Raw genomic sequence first — 20,837 nt, 5'->3', positions numbered from 1 at the left:
TACGGATGCTGGCTGCCGAGAGACGCGATCACCTGTTGGACCTGCTCGCCCGCGACGGCAAGATCGTCGCCAAGGAGGTCGCCGCCGGTTTGGGCATCTCCGAGGACAGCGTCCGCCGCGATCTGAGGGACCTCGCCGCCGAAGGACTGTGCCAGCGCGTCTACGGCGGGGCTCTGCCCGTCTCCCCCGCCGTCGCGGACTACGCCGTCCGCCGGACCCTCTCCCCCGATGGGAAGCGGCAGATCGCCGCAGTCGCCGCCGCACTCGTGCAGCCTGGCAGCGCCCTGATCCTGGACGGCGGTACCACCGCCCTCGCCGTCGCCCACGCCCTCCCACCGGACCTGGCCTGCACTGTGATCACCCACAGCCCGACCATCGCGGCCGCACTGCTCGACCACCCCCAGGCCGACGTGTTCCTCCTCGGCGGCCGCCTCTTCAAGCACTCGGCGGTCACCTGCGGCGCCGCGGCGGTCGAGGCCGCCCAGAACGTCTCCGCCGAGCTGTGCCTTCTCGGCGTCACCGGCGTCCACCCCGAAGCCGGACTGACCACGGGTGATGCGGAGGAGGCGGCGATGAAGCGCGCCCTGGCCGCACGAGGCGCGGACACCTACATCCTGGCCTCCGCCGAGAAGATCGGCACGGCCTCCCGGTTCCGCGTCCTTCCTTGGGAGGCCGTCAGCGGACTGATCACCGACGCCGACCCCAGCCACCCGGTCCTCGAACAACTCGCGGCGCACGGCGTGGAGATCCTGGCAGCCGGCTGACAGCAACAGCGAACGCGGTACCACACGGGAGCAAGCACCCGGGGGCGGACGGGCCGGCCGAGGTGACGGGGAGCTGTCCAGCCGCTCCGCCGGTACACGGCGCTGCTCCTCCCGCCGCGAGAGCGGCGGGAGGAGCAGCGCCGTGGTGGGTCAGAGCGTGTCGCGGTAGCCGCCGGAGGCGGTGCCGCGCTTCTCGATGAAGTGCTTGAACCGCTTGAGGTCGCCCTTGACCTGCCGGTCGAGCATGCCGGTCATGTCGGCGGCCTTCTCCGCCATACCGCCGGGCTGGAAGTCCATCTCCATCATCACCCGGGTATGGGTCGCGTCGATCGGCTCGAAGCGCACCATGCCCGTCTGCCGCACGTCACCACTGGTGGTACGCCACGCCACGTGGTCGTCCGGGACCTGGTCGACGATCTCGGTGTCGAACTCCCGGGACACACCGGCGATCTTCGTCTTCCAGTGGTTGTGCCGCTCGTCGAGCTGGGTGATCTCCTCGACGCCCTCCATGAACATCGGGAACTGCTCGAACTGCGTCCACTGGTTGTACGCCGTGCTGACCGGCACATCGACGTCGATCTGCTCCTGCACCTTGCTCATCGCTGCTCACTCGCCTTCGCATCGCTTCGCGGTCGGACAAGCGCCTGCCCCGACCGCCGGCCGGTATGCCCGGCCCCTACCGATTCCGCCGCACTCCGGACGAACCGGCAACAGCCACCACCCATTCGAGGACCGATCCCCCCAGGCCACCGCTCTCCGCCCACCACCCGGCGCACGCGGATCGACCGAGGAAGACCTGGTCGGCGCCGGTGACCTCCACGACGCGGGCGACCCGGGCCGAGGGCCGGGCGAGGTGCACCACGACGCCCCGGCATCCGGCTTCGATCCAGGCACCGGGGCAGGGCGTCGAGCCGGCGGGGTTCATGAAGGTCGCAGCGCCGCGCACCACCCGACCTGGCTGGAGATCGTCCGACTCTTGCTCGACCTGTTGGCACGGATGACGATGCTCCCCCTCGCCGGCGAGGCGCCGGCCGCATCGCGAGGGTGTTGCGGAGGGCTGCGTCCAGTCGGGGGATCTGGTCGAGGTCCAGCTCGCGACGGTCCCGACGGCAGGCTCGCCCGGACAGCGGTCGTAGCTCGCGTGGCGCCGGCGTTCCCACGATCTCGGCCGTCACGAGCCTCCCGATATCTCGGCGGTGCTCCCCCCACCCACCTGACACAAGCGCCCCGAAGGCTCGGTTCCGCCGGCTGCGGCCGGCCTCCCTCTCCCCGGAGGTCCCCCTGCGGGGGAGCCGCCGGACGAAGATCATCCTCGCGTGTGATCCCGCTACGCCGCGGCCGTGCCAGGCTCACCGCATGCACTACGTCGTACACCGGATAGCCGTCGAGGAATGGCGGGAGCTCCGCGAGATCACACTGGAGGCGCTGCGGGACTCCCCCGGCGCCTTCAACCTCTCCTACGCCGACACCGCCGCCCACCCCGACGCCTACTGGCAGCAACAGGCCGCCGCGGAGGCTGCCGGGCAACGTGCCACCCTCACGGCCCGTGACGCGAGCGGGAACTGGGTGGGAACGGCCGGCATCGAGCCCGTCCCCGACGTCCCGGACACCGTGTGCGTCCGCTCCGTCTACGTCACCCCGGCCCACCGCGGCGCCACCGGCCCCGCCGCCGATCTCGTGCGGGCCACCATCCGCCACGCACAGGGCCACACCGACGCACGGTGGCTGACCCTCGGCGTCAACGAGAGCAACGCACGCGCCCTGGCCTTCTACCGACGACTCGGCTTCGAGGACACCGGAAAGGTGATCCCCTACGTCCGAAACCCGAGCGAGAAGGTCCTCATCCTGGGCTACCCGGGCTTCCGCAGCGACCCCCGGTAGCCAAACCTTCAGCCGGACGGGCCGGCGAAGCGCCCCGCGTCGGCCCCCTCCGCTCACCCCGCGAACTGGCTCGTCCCCCCATCCCGACCTCCGGTGGGCCTGTACGGCGACAGGCCCACCGGATACAGCGGCGGCGCCCCGGCGCAGCCGTAGGCGCGACGGGTCACGGCCCGATGCGTGGCGCGGCCGCCGCAGCGGCCGGCACCCCTCCTGCCCGACCTGCCGCCTCCCCCGGGGGGCGAGGTTCCGCCGGCCAGGCTCGCCGGCGAGGTGGTGCCCGGGAATCCTGCCGCTTGGCCGCTGCGCCGGGACATGGAGCCACCCCCCGGCCGTCACGGGGGGAAGACCAGACCCTCTCAGGGTCCGTCAGGGGTGCAGCGGCCCGGAGAGGACCGCCTACCGGGCGAGCAGCGTCGGCCGGTGTCGCGAGGTCGCACCTGGGCGACTTCTACCGGGAGTTCCACTCCTCGCTCGGCAGTGAGTGCCAGAGGTCGAGCCAGTCGTGCAGCAGGAAGAGCGGTCGGGTCAGATTGACGTCGCCCGCGCGTTGGGAACGGATGGCGAGGCCGAGGTCGGGGAAGAGCGGGTCGGCGGCAGGGCTGTACATCAGGCGGCCGTGTGCTGCGCGGTGAAGGAGCCGGTCCTCCAGCCGGGACGGTACGCAGCCGGTCAGCGGAACGCCGCCCAGCCGCACCTGAGGACCGGTGAGCGCGTCCACGGCCACGCACTCCAGACGGTCCGTCCGGAAGAGGGCCCTGACTCCGGCGGTGCGGAAGTCGGCGTAGTCGAGCCGGCGTTCGTCGCTGCCAGGGGCGTAGGAGGACGAGACAGACCCCTCTTCGCCGAGAGCGGCGGTGATCTCCTCCAGGGTCATTCCGAAGTGCAGCGGTCCCACCCCGACGTACGGAGTGAACGTCCACTCATCGCGTCCCTCGCCTCCGGCGATCAGCCACGGGCCCCGATACCCCGGCGCGCTTGCCGGGACAGCCGTGGGCGGTTCGGGTGCCGGCTCGTGGGGGGCCGCACGCTGCGGTGCCGCCCAGTCCGGGTGCCATCGGCCCGGAGGGTCCAGGGCGGCGGTGTCCTCCGGCTGCTCGGCCAGCCATCGGATCGCCTGCCCCTGGCTCTCGTCGAACGGGTCCCCCGCCAGCGCGTGCGCCCGGTCCACGGCCGCGCGGTACTTCCCTTCCGCGGTGATGAGGACTGTGGTGTCCTCGCCCCAGCTCTCCAGCCGCTCCCGCGCGATCCACCGGTAGTACGAGTCCGCACTCCGGGCCAGCACCTCGCGAACGACGGGCACGTAGCGCGGGGTCGACGAGGCGAGGGCGGGATCTGCCAGCAGAAGGGCGGTGGCCGCGACGGCGGCCTCCCTCACCTGCGGATCGTCGTCCTCGCAAAAGGCTGCGACGTGGGTGTGGAGCGTGGGCCTCGCGGCGCGGGCGGCGGCGAGATCCTGCGGTGCGCCGGCCCCGTCCTCGGCGCCCAGGCGAGCGACATCGGCGAACGAGGCCAGCCAGTTCAGCAGATCCACGCGCACCGGTCGCCTGCCGGCTCTCCGCTCCCACCGGCCCCCGGCGAGCATGCGCGGATCGCCGAGGAGGGCGGCGACGACCAGAGCCGCCGGGGCGGTCGCCGGGAACACCCGCTCCTGGTTGAGGAGCAGCCGGTACAGGTTCCAGACCGCCCGCGCCCGGCAGGTGTGGTCGTCGTTGAGCAGCCCGATGAGGATGTCCGGTGTGTCGGGCACGTTGTGCAGCCCGCTGCAGAAGTGTGGCAGCTCACCCCACGCGGTGCCCGTGAGCTTGGCCGAGGCGGGTGACGGCAGGGACACTGCGGGAACGCTGGAAGAGCTGGCGGCTGTTCTGTCGATCACGGCCGCATTGTTCCAGCCGGCTCCGACACTCGTGGGGCGTCGACGCGGATGCGACGCGGCGCGACGGACAAGCGTGTCCCACCAGGTCAGAACCGCCAGGTCAACACACCACCCTGGTTCCGACTGTCGTGTCCCGGCTTGCCCGCGTCGCCGGAGAAGGCCAGTGGCGAGCGGGAGTCGCTGGAACCCCCGCGCCGACCGTGACATCCCGCGCCGCCACGCCCTTGCCGCCGGTCCCGGCCAGGCGGCAAGGGCCGTGTCGGAACCAGCTGGTGACACCGTTCACGGGAACGGGCCGGTATACCCCGGAAACCCGCTGTACCGGTGAGGATCCGACCGGACCACGGTCGGTCAGTCGATGCCTTCGACGATGCGGAAGTCGCGCTCGACGCCGTCGCCGAGGGCGGCCAGCGCCTCCTGGTAGGCCGCGCTCTCGCGGGCCGCGACGGCCTGCTCGAAGCTGTCGAACTCGATCAGGATGGTGCGCGCGGCGAGTCCGGCCTCGTGTGCCACGACCCGACCGTCACGGGCGAGGACCCGTCCGCCCCCGGCCCGTACGGCCGGACCGGCCAGCTCGTTGTAGGCAGCCAGCTTCGCAGGGTCCGAAATGGTGCGGTAGACGCTGACCCAGTAGCCCTTGGGCATGGAACCTCCAGTGTGGGGATGAGTGCATTCGATGGACGGGTTGGTCTCGGACGAGCGTCGGCGGCCGGCCCGGTCGGCCTGCCGGCCACCGCGAGTCGCTTTCGTGTCAGCCGAGCCGGGGAAGGCGGACGGCGCGCGCGATCTGCGCGGCGCCGCCCACACGGATCAGGGTGCCGGACGCGCCGCGCCGCGCGTCGGCGATGATCGTGGACGGATGGCCGAGGTGATCGCCCATGTCGACCGCGATGGCGGTGACGCCCTGATCCGCGAGATATGCGACCAGACACGCGGTGCTGTTGGCGTTGGCGACGTCCTCGGGGACGCCGATCGACGGGGCGAACATCCGGGCCGCCCCCCGGCCGTCCGCGTCGGGGACCGAGTAGGCGTAGCAGCCCAGCAGTCCGTAGCGGTCACAGGCATCGCGCAGAGCCGTGAAGTCCGGGCGGAGTTCGGCCAGCGCGGTGCGCGATCGTACGGGCAACAGGAGCCGTGGCCGACCGGGTGAGGCCACGTGGGCAGCGTCGGGAAGGGTTTCGCCGTTCAGGCCGAGGGCGGTCGCGATCGCCCGGAGTCCGGGTCCCCCGGCCTCTCGCGGGCTGAGCGGGCCCGGGTCGAACGTGGCCGTCAGGTCGTCGTGTTCCCGCGTCGCCCGGCCTTCGAATACGCGGGTCGTGGTGTGCAGCGTGGCCCGGTAGTCGGCGTCGCCGCCATGGCGCAGCGCGAGCAGCGCCAGTGCGGCGACCGTGCCGTGACCGCAGGCGGGCAACTCGCCTTCGCCGGTGAAGAATCGGAGCCGATACGACGCTCGGGCCCGGTCCTCGCCGTCCAGCGCGGTGATGAAGACCGCGTGCGAGGTGCCTGTCGCGGCGGGGACGCGCCGTCGCTCGGCATCGGTGAAGGGCGCGTCGTCGAGCACGGCGGTCGCGCTGCCGCCCCGGCCCTGTCGCCGGCACGCGTCGACGATCGTCACCTCGGGCACGGCGCCGCGTCCGTCGTGATCAGCATCGTCAGGTCGAGCGCGGGCGCGCTGTGCGTCAGGGCGCCGATCGAGATGAGGTCGACGCCGGCTTCGGCGATGGCGCGAACCCGGTCCAGGGCGACGTTGCCGGAGTCCTCCAGGAGGATCTTCGAACCGCCGCGGCGGCGGGACCTCATCCGCGTCACTTCTTCGATGTCGGCCATTTCCATGTTGTCGAGCATGAGCCAGCCCGCTCCCGCTTCCATGGCCTCGCGGGCCTGCGCGACGGTCTGCACTTCGACGTCGATCGGCAGGCTCCTCCCGCATTCGGCCATACCCTTTCGGACCGCGTCGATCGCCGCGGTCACCCCGCCCGCCGCGGTGATGTGGTTCTCCTTCAGCAGGACCATCGCCGCCAGGGTGAGCCGGTGATTGCCGCCGCCGCCGGCGGTGACGGCGTACTTGTCCAGCGCCCGCAGCCCCGGGGCGGTCTTGCGGGTGTCCAGGATCCGCGCCGGAGTTCCGGCCACGGCCTGGACGAAGGCGTCGGTGCCAGTGGCGATGCCGCACAGGCGCTGCAGGAAGTTCAGCACCGTGCGCTCGGCGGTGATCAGGCTGCGGGCCGACCCGGTCAGCCGCACCAGGACGTCCCCGGCCCGCACCCGTTCGCCGTCCGCGACCAGAGCCTCGACCCCGACCTCCGGGGCGCTCTGGGCGAAGACTTCGCGGACCACGGGCATTCCGGCGACGACGCCGGGCCGGCGGGTGCTGATCTCGGCGGTGGCGACCAGATCGGCCGGGACGCTCCACAAGGTGGTGACGTCGTCGTCGGCCCTGTCCTCCGTCAAGGCGGCGGCCACACTGGCCCGCGCCGCCGACACGGGGAAATCCGCGATCCTCATAGGTGGTTCCTCGCCTCTCGGAGATCGATCATCGGACCGACGAGGCCCTGGACGGCTTCCTCGACGGCTTTCCCGGGCGTCGGGTGGGCATGGATGTGCCTGGCGAGTGAGATCCCGCATCCGGACGGAACACCACCGGCGCCGATACACCCGCCGCCCCCGTACTCGGCCCCGACCACCGCGGTGCGCGGCCCCGGCCGCGCCGCGCGGATGGCTGCGGCGCAGTGGCCGGGACCAGCACCGAGGACGACGACGCCACCGTGAGCAGCGGCGGCGGCGAACCCGACGCCGGCGCGGGGAAAGTCATCGCGCATGACGTGTTGCTCCGTTCAACAGGACCGCCGGATCGATGGTTCGCCCCCATCAGAACCCCCGCGATCCGCTTCCCGCCAATAGCCCCACGAGGCCACCCCATAGGCTCGGACCTATCCCGGGAGCAAGGAGCGGACATGCACGACCACCAAGGCGTCGAACTTCGTCATCTCCGCTACTTCGTCACCGTCGCCGAGGAAGGCACGATGACGGAGGCCGCACGGGTGCTGCGGATCGCCCAGCCCAGCCTCAGCCAGCAGATCAGCGCCCTGGAACGCCGGGTCGGGGCCAAACTGTTCCACCGCAGACCCAAAGGGATGGAGCTCACCGAGGGCGGCCGGATCCTGTACACGAGCGCCACACTCACCCTGGCCGAGATCGAGTCGTCGCTGGCGCAGGCACGCGACGCCCGCTCTCCGGTACGCGTAGGGGTCTGCGGCACCGTCCCGGACCACCTGCTGGCACGGGTCGAGCAGGTCCTGGCCGAAGACGGATCCCCGGACGTCGAGTTCACCGAGACCGACTCCCCGAAGCAACTCGACCTGCTACGGACCGGCACCCTCGCCCTCGGGGTGATGCGCGCCTTCCACGACATCGACGACCTGGCCACGCTCACCCTGGCCGACGAACCACTCGGCGTGCTCCTGCGCCCCGACCACCCGCTGGCCCACCACACGGCCCTGTCCTGGGCCGACCTCGCGGGCCAGGACCTGCTCTGGTTCCCCGCCGAACGCAACCCGCACTTCACCGAGGACGTCCTGGCCCACCTCGCCGGCCACGGCTGGTCACCACGACTACGTACCGTCGACGCGCACAGCCGGGCCCTGTACCGCCACCACCTGCGCAACAACCAGAACCTGATCACCCTACGAACCCGGACCGCCGTCACGAAGGACACCGGGATCACCTGGCGCCCCTTCGCGTCCGACCCGCCACGCGAACGCTTCCTCCTGGCCACCCCCGACGACAGCCCCTGGGCGGACCTGCTGGCACGCTCGGACAGCCGGCCACCCGACGACGGCACCGGCGGAGCCGGCCGGCACGCGACGAACTCCCCGATCGCCACCCCGTCGACCAGTGCCGGGCCCGTCCGGTCGCCGGCAACGAATACGGCGCGCCCTGGCCTCTCCCGAGCCGGCGGCCGGCACGACCGCTGACCGCTTGCCGCCTCGGCGCCCGGCTTCGAACGATCGGCCTCCCACCCGGGGTCGGCCGGAAGGCAGCACCGATTGATCTTGCCGCCCAGATGCCCTCGCTGCCCTCCACCGGCTTCTGGGGCTCCGCATCACGAGCACTCAGTTCCGGTCCGTCCGCGGTGCCCCCAGGAACGAGTCCGCCGACGCTCCCACCTGGTCGGAACGGGCAGCGTCACGGGGCCGAGCTGCTCCTCATCCCGGTCGCTGACGCACTGTGGGCACTCCAGCCAGCCTCGGCCGGCCTTCTCCGTCAGCTCCAGCGGTGACCCCGGCATCCCTCTGATCGATCCCAGGCACGTCCAGCACGGGCGCAGCGCGGCGGTGGCCGCGTGTGCCGGGCGAAGAAGCGGTGTGGCGAGGAGCCGGTGGGGCCAGGGAGGGTCAGGCCTCGGGAGAGGCAGCCGCCTTCCCGCGCGCGATGCGAGCGCGGCCACCGGGCGGCAGGACCACGAGATACTGGTGGTCGGCGTCCTCGACACGGGCCAGGGTGATGGAGGTGCCCGCCGCCGCGAGTGCCTCGGCGGCCGGGCCGGCCTCCTGCGTCATCCGGTCGATCCGTGAATGGAATCGGGTGAGATCCTTCGCCGGGCCGGTGATCCACATCGCGATCCGCGCGCGGTGGCGAACGACCAGGTCCCGCCCGAGGCGAGGCTATCGGCGGTGTCGATCACGGGAGGCAGCATGCCACGTCTCGTAGCCGTCACCCGCGCGAGGGTAGGGCGTGGCCGCAGGGGTCGCACGCCGCGTTCCTTCACCGGGTGGAGGTTCGCGTGGAGCACCCGCGCGACTTCGTTGACCTGGGCCGCGACGTCCTGGCGGACCGTGGCGGGCGAGCCGGCGGCCATCACGGCGAAGGTCCAGGACAACTCGGCCCCTCCGAGGGCTCGGCAGACATCCTCCGCATCCCCGGGCCTGGAAGCGAAGAAGGGCGGCAGTTGAGCGATCTCACCGACCGCTGACCGGCCGGTTGCCGGGGTCGTAGGTCAGCGCGCGGTGACTGAGTACGCGGCGAGCGCGCGGTTCCCGCGCGGCTTGGCGATGGCCCGGAGAACGTCGGCCTGACTCAGGACGAGCTGGCGCACCGGCTCGGGCAGCGCGACCAGACGCTCCTCCGTTGCGGCCAGGTCGAGGCAGGCGGCTATCTCCCAGTCGCCGTCCTGAAGCTCTCCGGTATCGACCGGGCCGCTGCCGTCGGCCGTCCAGCCGGCCTCGTGCAGGAGCCTCAGCAGCGCCTCACGGGAGAACGGCGTGCGAACGTTGCCCTGGCCATGCGACCCCGCGGCCTCGGTCTGCCCCTGGATCAGCACGGCGAGGAGGTGCGCCAGCTGGTCGCCGGACGCAGGCGTCAAGTCCCACTCGGCGAAACACAGTCGCCGCGCCCACGGCCGCACCCGGGCCAGTGTGTCCCGCAACTGTCCGAGCGATGCGAAGTACCAGGAGCAATGCGCGAGCACCACGAAGTCGAAGGTACTTCCGGGGAAGTCGACCGACGGGTCGAGGACGTCCGTGCCGAAGCGGAAGTCGATGCGCGGCCCGAGAGGACCCGCCGCGATCCGGGCCGCCGATTCTCCGAGCGTGACCGGCGCCCCGTAGGAGGGGTCGGCCACGTCGAGGGCTGTCACGCGCCCCTCGGGCCCCACCGCCTCCGCGAGGACGACGGTCATGTCGCCCTGGCCGCAGCCCAGTTCGAGGACCGTCGAGCCGGGCGCGATCTGCCAGCTCGCCACGAGCGCGGCGCGGTGGCGAGTCTGGGACAGCTGGATGTCCGGGCTGTGATCGGCCGCGGCCATGCCGGCCGCGAGCGAGGGGGCCTTGGCGCGGAGATCGGAGTGATTCACAAAGTCCTTGGTGATACTCGACGGGTCGGTGCGGGCCGATGCTATGGGACTCGTGGGCAGCGCCGCCTCCGATTTCCTGGACATCCCGTGATGCCGCAGTCCGAGCAGGGCGGAAACACGCGCTCGGTGCCGTCCGATGGTCCACCGTGCGCCAAGAACCGCCGTGCCGTGACCCCGCCCCGCGGGCTCGCCGACACCGAGGCGGGTGGCTCCGTCCACAGCAGACTCCACTACCCGCCACCGCCGTAGCCGTTCACGATGATCGCCAGTTTGCCGGTGTTCACCCATGACGACCTCTGGTGGTGGAACCCGCAGTCGCTGAACATCACCGCTCCTCGCACAACGCCGAAACCCGCAGCCGCCGCCCACCCCAGGTGATGTCGGCGTAGAAGCGGCAAAGGGGATGTCTCGGACAGGCGCGCCTTTCAGTGCGCCGCCGGCCGGGCGGCATCGGACATCCGCTCGGCGGTCACCGGCGCCACGGCGCGGGCGCTGCGGAGGGCGTCGAGTGCCTCGCCCCATTCGCGGTGGGTGCGGGGCCGGCCGCGATCACCGAAGGCGGCGGACCAGGCCGGCTGCACCGGCCGACGCGAGTGATCAGTTGGTTCTGATGTCCGGGATGGCGGTCGGGGCCGGCACGGGCTCCAGGGTGAAGCTCTGCCCGGCGGGAGGGTCTGCGCAGGGGAGCTGGCGTGCGAGGACGCCCGGGGTGCCGATATCGCCCGGGATGGTCACGCAGGCGTTGCTGTGGACCAGCTGGATGAGGTAGGTACCGGCGCCTCCCGGCGACGCTCTCAGCCGGAACCGTTCCGCGGTACCCCGCCGGCCGCAGTAGTCGTTCATCAGACGGGCGCCGTCGGCGAGGAGTGCGGCCTCCACTCCCAGGCAGCCGTGACCCATCACCGGATGGAGGGAGCGGATCGTGTACTGGCCGCCGCCGGCCGGCTCGAAGACGTAGGTGGGCACGTTGCCCGGGCACGCGAACTGCCCTACCTCCCCACCGCTTTCGTGCGTGGTCGACTCCCCCAGGCAGAGTCCGGAGCCCACCGGCCGGATCAGATACGCGCCCGCCGCGACCAGTGCCCGTTCCTGGGCGCCGGAGGGGGGAGCGGGCGCGGCGGGGCGGTGCGCACGGTCGTGGAGGAAGGCCGCCCCGCCCGCCACGGCGGCCGCCAGCGCCAGGACCACCACGATCGGAGTAGCGCTGCGCAGCCGCCGGCGGGAGGGCGCGGGCGGTGCGGTCCGCGGGGCGCCGGGCAGCGTCTGCGGGGCGGGTGGGCCGGCCTCGGCGGGGACGCCGGGCCCCGGGTGGGTGGCCTCGTGGGCCAGCCGCTCGCGTGCCGCGAGCCACACGGCCGGGTCCTCGCCGACTCCGCACGCCCGGACGAAGGCGTCGAGCAGTTCCGGTCGCGGCAGCAGGTCGTGGCGGAGCGCCTCGGCGATCGTGCTGCGCGGGAGCACGGCCCCGACCTCGGCAGCGCGGCGTTCCAGCGCCCTGTAGGTCAGCCCGGACCGTTGCCGAAGCTGTCGAAGATACGCGACGAACTCGGCCGTATCCCGCGCCAGGGAGGGATTCGGTGGCAAGGGTTGGGAACTCATGCCCCGATCCTGGCGGAGCAGTCCGCGGCCAACCACGTTGATTCAAGACGTTGTTGGCCAGGACGAGGGCAGCGGTGCGGCCGGCGCCGTTGTCCAGCAGTCCGGAAGGTTCGGCTGGTCAGACCGAGTCCGGCGTGTCCGACCGTTCCCCGGACCGTCCGGGACTGTCCAGGACAGTCCCGGACACCTCGGGAACCTTGCCCGGCCGTGACCGCGGCGGCAAGGGTGAGGGCTCGCCGGGCCGGTCGGCTCGGCGACCCGCTCACGAGGAGTTCGCTTCATGACATCCCGTCTCCGAAAGACCGCGCTCGCCGTCGGGCTGACGGCCGTGGCCTCGCTCTCGTTCCCGGCCGTGTCGGCGGCCGCGGCGCCGTCGTCGTCCGACCTCGCCGCCGTCACCTGCGGCAACGCGAACTGGCCGCACAGCAACCTGGACCCGGGTTCGGGCACGATCTCGGCGAGCAGTGCTCCGGTGCGGACCGGCCCGTACGGAGCGTGCACCCTGGTCGGCTCGTACTCCCAGGGCGTCCGGGTGGACTACGACTGCTACTCCGTCAACGACTACGGAAACACCTGGACCTACGTCCGGGGCCCGGCCGGCAGCGGCTGGATCTACGACGCCAACCTGAGCAACGGCGGCTCCACCGTTCGCTGCTGACCCAGACCGAACGCAGCAGCCGGCCCGGGCGGGGGCACCGGAGGTGCGGGGCCGGTCACGCGCCCGCGGGCGCCCTCCCGGGCGTGGATCGGCTGCCGGTCGGCCGCCCGCGCCAGCCGGGCCCCTGCTTGGCCGCAGTGGAACCCTTCCGTCCGGCGGGTACGTCGGGCGAACACCTCTGTTGGTCTCCCACCCGACTGCGTACCGCGGGACCCGCAGGCGGGTCGGCCAGCCGGTGGCGGCGAGGCCTCCGCGACCGTCTCGCGGGGTCGGCACCTCCGGGTGGACCACCGCTAGGAGACCGGGATCGGGTCTCGCCAGATGTCCATCGGGACGGCGCGGACCGCGCGGCCGTCCGAGCCCAGGATCCGTCCCATCCTCTTCACGGTGCGCAGTGACACGCGGCGCTCGGCCACTCGCAGGTCGGGGAACCTGCGGGCGAGTGCGGCCTCCAGTCGCTGGACGTCGGCGAGGGAGCGCTGCCAGACGGAGAGGATGAGGTTGTGCCGGCCGGTGACGGCTACGCACAGCCGGATCTCGGGGAGCCTGGCGAGTTGGGGGCCGACCTCGTCGAGCCGGTCCGGAGGGATGTCGGCCCGGAAGGTCGCCAGGACCGGTCGGCCGGCGTCTCCGGCGGCGATCTCGCAGCGGAAGCGGATCGCGTCGGAGGCGGCCAGCCGGTCGAGGCGGCGGCGCAGCGTGGACGGGCTGAGTCCGGTGGCGGCGGCCAGCTCGGCTTGGCCGAGCCGGCCGTCGGTGCCCAGCCTGATGAGCAACTCCCGGTCTTCGTGGCGGATTTCGGCCCGTACTGGGGAGGACGTCCCGTAGCCCGTCGGGTGGTCGTCGTGGAGTTCCAGGCGCTGGGCGGGGTCCAGTGAGTCCAGTCGCCAGCGGATCCCCTCGGCGTAGAAGCCGGTCGCCAGGTGGGTGCGGACGGCGGTGATCCCCGGGAGCCTGCCCAACCGTTCGGCGGTGTACCGGGAGACCGTCGCCAGGTCGGTGAAGGCCGCGGCGATGACGAGGTCGCAGCCCTGGGAGAGGTGTTCGACGCTCATCACGTGCGGGTCCTCGGCCAGCTCGTCGGCGATCTGCCGAATCCGGTCGGGAGCGCAGTCGACGTCGAGGTACGCGACGCAGCCAGGGTCCTCGGGGTGGGGCAGGCCGTAGGCGGTCACCCAGGCGATCCCGGCCTCCGAGAGCCGTCGCCAGCGGCGCGCGGCGGTGACCGGGCTGATCCCGAGAGTCTGGCCGAGCAGCGACCAGGGTGCCCGGGGCCGCAGCTGCATCGCGTTCACCAGAGCGAGATCCAACTCGTCCACTGTCACATCGGGGCCGGTCACCGTCGACTGCCGGTTGGTTCGTTCATCGAAGGGCCTCTTCGTGGCGTGATCCTGCGAAATCGCGGGAATCCCCCGCTGCGGGCTCCAGAATCGCGGAACAAGATCGCTCCGCACAAGTTCCCGCCCCCGCGGGCCCGATGGAGGTACCTGTGTCCATACACGACGACGCCCTGGCTCTGGCTCCCGACCTGGTCCGGCTCCGCCATGACCTCCACCGGGTCCCCGAGCTGGGCCTTGATCTCCCGCGCACCCAGGAGCGGGTGCTGCGGGCTCTCGAGGGGCTGCCGCTGGAAGTACGTCAGGGCTCCGCGCTGAGTTCGGTCACCGCGGTGCTGCGCGGCGGGCTACCGGGGCCGGCGGTGCTCCTGCGCGCCGACATGGACGGACTGCCGGTCATCGAGAAGGCCCCGCTGCCGTTCGCGTCCGACAACGGTGCCATGCACGCCTGCGGACACGATCTGCACACCGCCATGCTCACGGGCGCCGCACACCTGCTCGCCGCACGGCGGGAGCGGCTCCACGGCGACGTGGTCTTCATGTTCCAGCCCGGCGAGGAGGGCTGGGACGGCGCCGGAGCCATGCTGGCCGAGGGCGTTCTGGACGCGGCGGGCACGCGCCCGGTCGCCGCATACGCCCTGCACGTGGCGTCGACCATGCCGCACGGGGAGTTCAGCTCCCGGCGCGGGCCGATCCTTGCCGCCTCCGATGCGCTGAACGTCACCCTCCACGGTGCGGGCGGGCACGGCTCGGTACCTCACCGGGCCAAGGACCCCGTCCCGGCGGCCTGCGAGACGGTCACCGCCCTGCAGACCATGGTGACCCGCCGCTTCGACGTGTTCGATCCGGTGGTGATCACCGTCGGACTCCTCCGGGCCGGTACCCAGCGCAACATCATCCCCGAGACCGCCTACTTCGAGGCGACCGTGCGCACCTTCTCCGCCGAGACGCGGGCCAAGGTCACCGACACCGTGGTGGAGCTGGTGCGGGCCGTCGCGGCCGCCCACGGCCTGCGGGCCGAGATCGAGTACCTTCCCGGGTACCCGGTGACGGTGAACGACGGGGCCGAGACCGATTTCCTCATGGACACCGTCCGGGAGGCCTTCGGCGAGGAACGCTTCCGGACGATGGCCAACCCGATGACCGGGTCGGAAGACTTCTCCCGGGTACTCGACGCCGTTCCGGGATCGTTCGCGTGGCTCGGCGCCGCCCCGAAGGGGAGCGATCCCGACACCCTGCCGCTCAACCACTCTCCCTACGCCGAGTTCGACGACGCGGTGCTCCCCGACGGAGCGGCGCTCTACGCCGAACTCGCCACCCGCCGTCTCGCGGCCTGAACCCCTGCCCAAGGAAGAAACGATCAAGCACATGACCGAACCGCGCGACGTGGTCGAGCAGCAGCTCACCGCCTACAACAACCACGACATCGACGCCTTCGTCGTTACCTACGCCGAGGACGTCCTCGTTCTCCGGCGGGACGGCAGCCGGCTGGAGGGCCGTCAGGCCCTGCGCGACACCTACACCCGGCAGTTCGCCGCGGGCCGCTGCCGGGCGGAGATCGTGGGGCGGCTCACCGAGGGCGACTGGGTGGTCGACCACGAAGTCGCCCACGGCCTGTCCGACGAACCGGTCCGCGTCCTGGTGGCCTACCGGGTCCGCGAAGGCCTCATCGACCGCGTCGAGTTCCTCGGCTGAGCCGCCTGGGCGTGCGGTGATGTGCGACGTCGCTTGACTTCCCCTGAGCCCCGCTGAGCGGCCGGGTTGGCCGAACGGACCAGGAGCCCGGTGGCGCCGCCGAAAGGAAGGCCGCTACCTGTTCGGTGACGGCGGCCCACGGTCGGCGGTCACGGCGGAGCCGGGGCGGGCCGGCTCCCTTCACCAGCTGGCAGCCAGGCCCGGACGGCTTCGTCGAAGCACCCGCCGTCCTGCCAGCGGACGGCTCCGCCCGACAGCGGCCGGAACCCTGGACAGGGGGTACCCCGGGCTCCGGGCGTGGAAGGCGCCCGCAGCGTGGAGGCGCGGCAGACCTGCCCGACGGCCCGGCGACAGGGCCGCGATGAAGGAGGCAGCCGGCACGATCCGCTTCTCGAAGCGCGGTGGCGGCAGGCGTGTCAGCAGGTCACCGGGGAGGAAGGGAGGGTCCGGCGGCTGCGCTTCACGCCGCGTTCGGCGAGGCGGCCAGGCCCTGCTTGACGTACCGGGTGCTCTCGTCGGCGAGGATCTCGGGCAGGCCCGTCTCGATGCCGTGCAGGGCCTGGGCGGCGACGTCGGCGGGGTCGGCCTTCTGGTCGGCGGGAATCCCTGCGGCCATGTCGGTGTCCATGTATCCGACGTGCAGCGCGGAGACGGTGATGCCGTGCGGGGCCAGTTCCTCCCGTGCCGCGCCGGTCAGTGCCCATGCCGCGGCCTTCGCCGCCGCGTAGGACCCCAGGGCCGCCGGATGCAGCCACGACAGCACGGACAGGACGTTGAGCACGGCGCCGCCGCCGTTGGCCTCGATGACCGGGGCGAAAGCCCGTGTCACCGCGAGCGGGCCGAAGTAGTTCGTCTCCATCTCCAGACGCACCGCGTCCAGGCCGCCCGCGATCAGCGGCGTGGCGGTGGAGATGCCCGCGTTGTTCACCAGCAGCGTCGCGTCGGACGCGACGCGGGCAGCGGCCCGGATCGACTCCTCGTCCGTCACGTCCAGCCGCAGCGGGATGACACCCGGCAGGTCCACCGTCTCGGGGCGGCGGGCCGCCGCGTACACCTTCGCTCCGCGCTCCACGAGCTGCGCGGCCAGATGGCGGCCCAGCCCCCGATTGGCTCCGGTGACCACGGCAACCGCGTCCTTCAGTTCCATGTGCGCTCCCAGCGTCGCGGCGGCCCGACCGTTCGGGCCACCCCCAATTAGATTACGCATCCAATCTAACCTGCGGACTAGGATAGATGCCAGTCGACATCCAATGGAGGTGCCCGATGGGCCGCGTATCGCAGGCGCAGGCGCAGGAGAACCGCAAGCGGGTCGTGGAGACCGCCTCACGGCTCTTCCGCGAGCAGGGCACGCACGTCAGCGTCGCCGACCTCATGAAGGCGGCCGGATTGACCCATGGCGCCTTCTACAAGCAGTTCGCCTCCAAGGAGGCCCTCATCGACGAAGCCACCACCCACGCGTTCGAGGCGATCACCCGGCGCCGCGATGCCGGACTCGAGCAGCACGCCGGGCAACGTGAGGCCGCCCGGCGAGCCCTCGTCGACATCTACCTCTCCACGGAGCACCGCGACGACGTGGCAGAGGGCTGCCCCACCGCCGCACTGGCCGCCGACATGGCGCGCGAACCCGGCGCCCGCGACGCCCACCGCGCCTACACCGAAGGAGTGAGCGACTTCGCCGAGTGGCTCGCCACCGAGGACCAGGACGGCATCGCCCAGCTCTGCACGATGGTCGGCGCACTCGTCCTGGCCCGCGCCACCAAGGGCTCCCCGCTCTCCGAGCAGATCCTCACCACCGCGCGCGCAGCCCTGACGGCAACCAGCTGATCCGCACAGCCAGGCCGGTCGGCGCGGTGCTCGAAAACGCAGCACTCGCGGCCCAGGCGACGCGACCGAGAACCACCCCGAACGGACGGCACCAGCTCGTGACGCGACGCCGACGCGGCCATGTCTCGGCGCGAAACGCCCGGCCGGCCGCCGCGCGACGGGCCGTGGCCCCGCCTCATACCCGGCGCGCTCGGTCGGATGCGGGCCACACGTAGGACAGGTCGTCCGGTTCGTCCGGGAAACGGGACCGGTAGAAGGCCGGGTCCTTGCGGAGCAGCGCGGACCGGTGGCTGGCGTGGAACTCCGCGGCTCCCAGCCACGGAGGGAGTTCTCCCGCACCCGCCAGCTCCGCCTGGGAGCGCACGGCGGGCGCCCCGGCGCGCTCCGGCAGGCCGTCCCGGAGGCTGTCCGCGCAGGTGTCCCGGCGCCCCTCGGCGGTCCAGGCCCGGCACATCTCCAGTCCGTACCGGACGAGCGCCTCCTCGTAGCCGGCCCACATCCCTACGGCCGGATGGTGGCGCCAGCCGTACCCGGGGACGGTCAGCCCGCGAAGCACCTGGAGGGCCTCCACCCGTTGCTTGCCGAGCCGCCTCGGGTCCAGCACCGCGGCGGACTCAGCGAAGTCCGGGTAGGGCAGGAAGGTCTGCACCCCTCCATCGTGCCGGGCCCCTCCGGGGCGCGCGCGGCACGGCGGCCGGGCCGACCGGCCGGGTCAGTGGCCCGGTTCGGGCCCGCCGAAGCGCCGGGCGGCCCGGTCGCCGGAAAATGGCCTGAGCACCTCGTACGGGTGCAGGTCGGATCCGCACAGTCCGCTGGTGGTGACCCTGACGATGACGTCGGTCGGGTCCTTGCTCACGCGATCGGGTACCTCTTCGGTCCTCATGTCCCGCTGGCCGTGCGCCGGCTGACAGCCTTCACCGTTCCCCTTGCCAGGGGTGCATTCACTCGTCGGGTCGGTCGCTCGTGGACTGCTCCCGACCGCCGCTCTCCTGCCGATCGGCCATCCGGTCGGTCCGCTGTTCGGCGACCGGCTGTCCGGCGCGGACGGTCTTCGCCTCCCGGCCGCGGCCGTCCGACGGACCGTCCGGGGTCGCGGGGCTGTCGGGAGTCCCGGGGTGGCCGGGGTCGTCGTGGTGGTGACCGGGCACTCCGCCGGAGCCGCCCTGGGGAATGTCGTCCATGGCTCCTCCTCTTCCGGTACCGCGCGCCTGCCCGGGCGGTCCTGCGCCAAACGGGCACCGCGGCAGCCCGCCGGGCCCGGGATGCGCCGAAGCGGTGGGGGCCCCTGCGCCAAACGGGCCCCTCTACCCCGGGTTGCCGGAAGGATTCGGGCGAATATGCGTGCGCCCCCGGGGCAACCGGTTGCTCGACACCGACTGCGGAGGTTCCGATGGTTCCCCTTCTTCTCGTTCTGCTGCTGGCCCTGCTGCTCTTCGGCGCCGGGTTCGCACTCAAGATTCTCTGGTGGGTGGCGATTGCCGTACTCGTGCTGTGGCTGGTGGGTTTCGTGGCCCGTGGCACGCACTCCTCGGGCCGGCGCCACCGCTGGTACCGCTGGTAGGTCACATCCGCAGATCAGGCTCGGCGGGGCGCACGCGTGAAGCGGGCGCCCCGCCGCCGTGCGTGCGGCCCCGTCAGCCGGCCGTCGTTCCCGCCGGACGGGAGCCGTCGTCCCGGCGGTCCTGAGCGGCCGGCCCTGCGTTCTGCTCGGCTGTCCGGCACGTGTAGCAGGTGTTCCAGCGCGCCTGGCGCCAGGGCTGGTCGGGGTCGGTGGGTCGGTGCGGGGCGAGGGTCATCTCGCCGGTGTCCAGGCCGCACAGGGTGAGGGGGCCGCAGACGCCCGAGGCCTCCGCCGGGGCGGCGTGTGCGCGGCGCACCGGGCCCTGCGGATCGGCCGGGGCGAAGTCCGCTTCCAGGAGCCGAATGTTGGTCGGGGTGTCCGGCTCCAGCACGGTGACGATGTCCATCTCCTCAACCTGGCCGCAGGAACGGTCCGTCGCACCCCCACGGTGGCATCCGGACCAGCTCCGTCGCCCGGTGGGGGGAGCGGAGGGTGCGCGCGCCTCCGGCACCCGGGTGCGGACGCCGCCCGGCCCGCGTCCGTCCCGTGGACCTGCGCCGGCTCCGGCGCCACCCAGCGCGGCAGACGCGCCGGCCCCACCCACTCCCCCACCACCTCGTACCGGCCGACCGCGGTCACCGTGCCGGGCGCCAACACCGTCGGCCACCCGGCCCGCTCACCCCCCTGCCACCCCAGCCCACCGGCTGAACCCCGATCCCTTCGCGACCCGGCACCCAGGTCGGCACGTCGGGCGCGGCCGCGTCAGCCCCGGCAGCTCAGAGCAGCCTCGGGGCGGGGCGGCTCCGAGCCGGCACCGCCCCGTTTCCTGCCCCGACCGGTGGGAAGACGCGCGGCATGGACCAGTCCCAGGCACCGGTACTCGAAGCCCTCGCGGCATACAGGTGCCCATCGAGAAGGCGTCCGGCCGAATCACCGCCGAGATGCTCACCCCCCTACCCGCCGGGCATCCCCGCCGCCCTCCCGGGCGAACGCCTCAACGACGACGTGACCGACTACCTGCGCAGCGGCGTCGACGCGGGCATGCTCGTCCCCGACAGCGCCGACCCCGAACTCGCGTCCCTGCGCGTCGTGGTCGAGACCTGATCCTTGCCTGAGAGACCCCCATGCCCCCCGACACAGGCCGCACTGGACACGGCGGCCAGGACGGCTCCCGCGGGCTCGACCCGGCCGGCGTCCTGGTCCGGCAGATCACCTCCGCGCTGGCCGCCGCCGGCCACAGCGTCGCGGCGGCCGAATCCCTCACCGGCGGCCGCCTCGCCGTGGCGCTGTCGGACGCGCCCGGCTCCGGCGCGACGTTCCTCGGCGGAGTCGTCGCCTACGCCACCGACCTCAAGACCGGGCTGCTGCACGTCGATGCCGCCCTGGTCGGCGAGGTCGGAGCCGTCCACCCCGAGGTGGCCGCCCAGATGGCCCAGGGCGTGCGCGCCCTCACCCAGGCCACCTACGGCCTGGCCACCACCGGCGTCGCCGGCCCCGCCCCGCAGGACGGCCAACCGGTGGGCACGGTCTTCGTGGCCGTCGCCGCCCCGCACGCCACGATCGCCACCCAGCCCGAGCCGCGCTCCGGGCACCGCAACGACATCCAGAACGACGCAGTCCTCGCCGCCCTGCAGCTCCTCCACGACCTGCTGCGACCCGACTGATCAGCACGGACACAGTTCGGGAGTGCAGGCGTGGCGCAGTCGGGGAAGAGTCATCCGCGGATGGCCGTTGTGCGCCCTCTCCAGCTGCTTGACGAGCTTCTCCTCTGGGGAGCGGTCCTCGATCTCCGCG

Annotated in this window: 23 protein-coding genes and 2 pseudogenes; 10 read left to right on the top strand and 15 right to left on the bottom strand. The window is 72.5% G+C overall.

Annotated elements, in window-relative coordinates:
* Window positions 1–5 precede the first annotated feature (5 nt).
* The gene (locus OG618_RS35685) at window positions 6–764 is read left to right on the top strand and encodes a DeoR/GlpR family DNA-binding transcription regulator (protein WP_329491775.1); all 759 of its coding nucleotides are present in this window, start codon (window positions 6–8) and stop codon (window positions 762–764) included.
* Window positions 765–914: 150 nt separating this feature from the next.
* On the opposite strand, the gene OG618_RS35680 is transcribed toward OG618_RS35685, so the two are convergent.
* Complete coding sequence (locus OG618_RS35680) at window positions 915–1,364, bottom strand: SRPBCC family protein (protein WP_329491774.1); 450 nt, start codon at window positions 1,362–1,364, stop codon at window positions 915–917.
* Between the two features lie 756 nt (window positions 1,365–2,120).
* On the opposite strand from OG618_RS35680, the gene OG618_RS35675 reads away from it, so the two are divergent.
* Complete coding sequence (locus OG618_RS35675) at window positions 2,121–2,645, top strand: GNAT family N-acetyltransferase (RefSeq protein WP_329491773.1); 525 nt, start codon at window positions 2,121–2,123, stop codon at window positions 2,643–2,645.
* Window positions 2,646–3,093: 448 nt separating this feature from the next.
* Here the strand turns inward: OG618_RS35675 and OG618_RS35670 are convergent, their stop codons facing one another.
* The 4 genes from OG618_RS35670 to nadC form a co-directional block, all read right to left on the bottom strand.
* The gene (locus OG618_RS35670) at window positions 3,094–4,476 is read right to left on the bottom strand and encodes a hypothetical protein (RefSeq protein WP_329491772.1); all 1,383 of its coding nucleotides are present in this window, start codon (window positions 4,474–4,476) and stop codon (window positions 3,094–3,096) included.
* A gap of 393 nt (window positions 4,477–4,869) precedes the next feature.
* Complete coding sequence (locus OG618_RS35665) at window positions 4,870–5,163, bottom strand: DUF1330 domain-containing protein (protein ID WP_329491771.1); 294 nt, start codon at window positions 5,161–5,163, stop codon at window positions 4,870–4,872.
* Window positions 5,164–5,269: 106 nt separating this feature from the next.
* The gene (locus OG618_RS35660; RefSeq protein ID WP_329491770.1) at window positions 5,270–6,142 is read right to left on the bottom strand and encodes a PhzF family phenazine biosynthesis protein; all 873 of its coding nucleotides are present in this window, start codon (window positions 6,140–6,142) and stop codon (window positions 5,270–5,272) included.
* Window positions 6,130–7,023: a carboxylating nicotinate-nucleotide diphosphorylase gene (gene nadC / locus OG618_RS35655; protein WP_329491769.1), complete on the bottom strand. Its 894-nt coding sequence runs from the start codon at window positions 7,021–7,023 to the stop codon at window positions 6,130–6,132. The genes OG618_RS35660 and nadC overlap by 13 nt, the downstream gene beginning before the upstream one ends.
* A 449-nt stretch (window positions 7,024–7,472) precedes the next feature.
* Between nadC and OG618_RS35650 the strand changes: the two genes are divergently transcribed.
* The gene (locus tag OG618_RS35650; RefSeq protein WP_329491768.1) at window positions 7,473–8,492 is read left to right on the top strand and encodes a LysR family transcriptional regulator; all 1,020 of its coding nucleotides are present in this window, start codon (window positions 7,473–7,475) and stop codon (window positions 8,490–8,492) included.
* A gap of 420 nt (window positions 8,493–8,912) precedes the next feature.
* On the opposite strand, the gene OG618_RS35645 is transcribed toward OG618_RS35650, so the two are convergent.
* From OG618_RS35645 to OG618_RS35630, 4 genes are all read right to left on the bottom strand, one after another.
* A complete protein-coding gene (locus tag OG618_RS35645) occupies window positions 8,913–9,134 on the bottom strand; it encodes a hypothetical protein (RefSeq protein WP_329491767.1) in 222 nt (73 codons plus the stop codon).
* 380 nt (window positions 9,135–9,514) lie between these two features.
* Window positions 9,515–10,369 carry a methyltransferase domain-containing protein gene (locus OG618_RS35640; protein ID WP_329492400.1) on the bottom strand — a complete coding sequence of 285 codons (855 nt, stop codon included), beginning with the start codon at window positions 10,367–10,369 and terminating at the stop codon, window positions 9,515–9,517.
* 425 nt (window positions 10,370–10,794) lie between these two features.
* Window positions 10,795–10,950 (bottom strand): hypothetical protein, encoded by a 156-nt coding sequence (locus OG618_RS35635; protein WP_329491766.1) that lies wholly within the window; start codon window positions 10,948–10,950, stop codon window positions 10,795–10,797.
* A 16-nt stretch (window positions 10,951–10,966) separates the two neighbouring features.
* The gene (locus tag OG618_RS35630) at window positions 10,967–11,968 is read right to left on the bottom strand and encodes a helix-turn-helix domain-containing protein (RefSeq protein ID WP_329491765.1); all 1,002 of its coding nucleotides are present in this window, start codon (window positions 11,966–11,968) and stop codon (window positions 10,967–10,969) included.
* A gap of 280 nt (window positions 11,969–12,248) precedes the next feature.
* Between OG618_RS35630 and OG618_RS35625 the strand changes: the two genes are divergently transcribed.
* Window positions 12,249–12,626 carry a hypothetical protein gene (locus tag OG618_RS35625; protein WP_329491764.1) on the top strand — a complete coding sequence of 126 codons (378 nt, stop codon included), beginning with the start codon at window positions 12,249–12,251 and terminating at the stop codon, window positions 12,624–12,626.
* A 293-nt stretch (window positions 12,627–12,919) separates the two neighbouring features.
* On the opposite strand, the gene OG618_RS35620 is transcribed toward OG618_RS35625, so the two are convergent.
* Window positions 12,920–13,936 carry an Lrp/AsnC family transcriptional regulator gene (locus OG618_RS35620; protein ID WP_329491763.1) on the bottom strand — a complete coding sequence of 339 codons (1,017 nt, stop codon included), beginning with the start codon at window positions 13,934–13,936 and terminating at the stop codon, window positions 12,920–12,922.
* A gap of 179 nt (window positions 13,937–14,115) precedes the next feature.
* On the opposite strand from OG618_RS35620, the gene OG618_RS35615 reads away from it, so the two are divergent.
* Both OG618_RS35615 and OG618_RS35610 read left to right on the top strand, forming a co-directional pair.
* Window positions 14,116–15,300 carry a M20 metallopeptidase family protein gene (locus tag OG618_RS35615; RefSeq protein ID WP_329491762.1) on the top strand — a complete coding sequence of 395 codons (1,185 nt, stop codon included), beginning with the start codon at window positions 14,116–14,118 and terminating at the stop codon, window positions 15,298–15,300.
* A gap of 31 nt (window positions 15,301–15,331) precedes the next feature.
* Window positions 15,332–15,658 (top strand): nuclear transport factor 2 family protein, encoded by a 327-nt coding sequence (locus OG618_RS35610; protein ID WP_329491761.1) that lies wholly within the window; start codon window positions 15,332–15,334, stop codon window positions 15,656–15,658.
* Window positions 15,659–16,118: 460 nt separating this feature from the next.
* On the opposite strand, the gene OG618_RS35605 is transcribed toward OG618_RS35610, so the two are convergent.
* Window positions 16,119–16,805 (bottom strand): SDR family oxidoreductase, encoded by a 687-nt coding sequence (locus tag OG618_RS35605; protein ID WP_329491760.1) that lies wholly within the window; start codon window positions 16,803–16,805, stop codon window positions 16,119–16,121.
* A 116-nt stretch (window positions 16,806–16,921) separates the two neighbouring features.
* Between OG618_RS35605 and OG618_RS35600 the strand changes: the two genes are divergently transcribed.
* Entirely contained in the window at window positions 16,922–17,482 is a 561-nt protein-coding gene (locus OG618_RS35600; protein WP_329491759.1) for a TetR/AcrR family transcriptional regulator, read from the top strand.
* Between the two features lie 175 nt (window positions 17,483–17,657).
* On the opposite strand, the gene OG618_RS35595 is transcribed toward OG618_RS35600, so the two are convergent.
* The 3 genes and pseudogenes from OG618_RS35595 to OG618_RS35585 all read right to left on the bottom strand — a co-directional run bounded on the left by OG618_RS35595 (window position 17,658) and on the right by OG618_RS35585 (window position 18,663).
* Complete coding sequence (locus OG618_RS35595) at window positions 17,658–18,131, bottom strand: MSMEG_6728 family protein (protein ID WP_329491758.1); 474 nt, start codon at window positions 18,129–18,131, stop codon at window positions 17,658–17,660.
* A 114-nt stretch (window positions 18,132–18,245) separates the two neighbouring features.
* Window positions 18,246–18,365: pseudogene (locus tag OG618_RS35590) on the bottom strand (glutathione-dependent formaldehyde dehydrogenase); the annotation flags it as partial.
* A 58-nt stretch (window positions 18,366–18,423) separates the two neighbouring features.
* The gene (locus OG618_RS35585) at window positions 18,424–18,663 is read right to left on the bottom strand and encodes a hypothetical protein (RefSeq protein WP_329491757.1); all 240 of its coding nucleotides are present in this window, start codon (window positions 18,661–18,663) and stop codon (window positions 18,424–18,426) included.
* A 209-nt stretch (window positions 18,664–18,872) separates the two neighbouring features.
* Between OG618_RS35585 and OG618_RS35580 the strand changes: the two genes are divergently transcribed.
* Entirely contained in the window at window positions 18,873–19,043 is a 171-nt protein-coding gene (locus OG618_RS35580; RefSeq protein WP_329485246.1) for a hydrophobic protein, read from the top strand.
* Between the two features lie 73 nt (window positions 19,044–19,116).
* Here OG618_RS35580 and OG618_RS35575 read toward each other — a convergent pair whose 3' ends face one another.
* Window positions 19,117–19,449, bottom strand: coding sequence for a hypothetical protein (locus OG618_RS35575; RefSeq protein ID WP_329491756.1), 333 nt, complete (start codon window positions 19,447–19,449; stop codon window positions 19,117–19,119).
* A gap of 493 nt (window positions 19,450–19,942) precedes the next feature.
* Between OG618_RS35575 and OG618_RS35570 the strand changes: the two are divergent.
* Both OG618_RS35570 and OG618_RS35565 read left to right on the top strand, forming a co-directional pair.
* Window positions 19,943–20,147 (top strand): annotated as a pseudogene (locus tag OG618_RS35570) (ornithine decarboxylase); the annotation flags it as partial.
* Window positions 20,148–20,167: 20 nt separating this feature from the next.
* Window positions 20,168–20,707, top strand: a complete 540-nt coding sequence (locus OG618_RS35565) for a CinA family protein (RefSeq protein ID WP_329491755.1) — start codon at window positions 20,168–20,170, stop codon at window positions 20,705–20,707.
* Window positions 20,708–20,837: the final 130 nt, after the last annotated feature.

Source organism: Kitasatospora sp. NBC_01246 (assembly GCF_036226505.1).
Classification (GTDB): Bacteria; Actinomycetota; Actinomycetes; order Streptomycetales; family Streptomycetaceae; genus Kitasatospora.
Note: the sequence above shows the minus strand (reverse complement) of the source record. Positions and strands in the feature narration are given on the sequence as shown.

Excerpts from the sequence above, each read along its gene's own strand:
- OG618_RS35685 (WP_329491775.1), top strand. The coding sequence starts at position 6 with ATGCTGGCTGCCGAGAGACGCGATCACCTGTTGGACCTGCTCGCCCGC.
- OG618_RS35680 (WP_329491774.1), bottom strand. The coding sequence starts at position 1,364 with ATGAGCAAGGTGCAGGAGCAGATCGACGTCGATGTGCCGGTCAGCACG.
- OG618_RS35675 (WP_329491773.1), top strand. The coding sequence starts at position 2,121 with ATGCACTACGTCGTACACCGGATAGCCGTCGAGGAATGGCGGGAGCTC.
- OG618_RS35665 (WP_329491771.1), bottom strand. The coding sequence starts at position 5,163 with ATGCCCAAGGGCTACTGGGTCAGCGTCTACCGCACCATTTCGGACCCT.
- nadC (WP_329491769.1), bottom strand. The coding sequence starts at position 7,023 with ATGAGGATCGCGGATTTCCCCGTGTCGGCGGCGCGGGCCAGTGTGGCC.
- OG618_RS35650 (WP_329491768.1), top strand. The coding sequence starts at position 7,473 with ATGCACGACCACCAAGGCGTCGAACTTCGTCATCTCCGCTACTTCGTC.
- OG618_RS35645 (WP_329491767.1), bottom strand. The coding sequence starts at position 9,134 with ATGTGGATCACCGGCCCGGCGAAGGATCTCACCCGATTCCATTCACGG.
- OG618_RS35630 (WP_329491765.1), bottom strand. The coding sequence starts at position 11,968 with ATGAGTTCCCAACCCTTGCCACCGAATCCCTCCCTGGCGCGGGATACG.
- OG618_RS35625 (WP_329491764.1), top strand. The coding sequence starts at position 12,249 with ATGACATCCCGTCTCCGAAAGACCGCGCTCGCCGTCGGGCTGACGGCC.
- OG618_RS35610 (WP_329491761.1), top strand. The coding sequence starts at position 15,332 with ATGACCGAACCGCGCGACGTGGTCGAGCAGCAGCTCACCGCCTACAAC.
- OG618_RS35605 (WP_329491760.1), bottom strand. The coding sequence starts at position 16,805 with ATGGAACTGAAGGACGCGGTTGCCGTGGTCACCGGAGCCAATCGGGGG.
- OG618_RS35600 (WP_329491759.1), top strand. The coding sequence starts at position 16,922 with ATGGGCCGCGTATCGCAGGCGCAGGCGCAGGAGAACCGCAAGCGGGTC.
- OG618_RS35585 (WP_329491757.1), bottom strand. The coding sequence starts at position 18,663 with ATGGACGACATTCCCCAGGGCGGCTCCGGCGGAGTGCCCGGTCACCAC.
- OG618_RS35580 (WP_329485246.1), top strand. The coding sequence starts at position 18,873 with ATGGTTCCCCTTCTTCTCGTTCTGCTGCTGGCCCTGCTGCTCTTCGGC.
- OG618_RS35575 (WP_329491756.1), bottom strand. The coding sequence starts at position 19,449 with ATGGACATCGTCACCGTGCTGGAGCCGGACACCCCGACCAACATTCGG.
- OG618_RS35565 (WP_329491755.1), top strand. The coding sequence starts at position 20,168 with ATGCCCCCCGACACAGGCCGCACTGGACACGGCGGCCAGGACGGCTCC.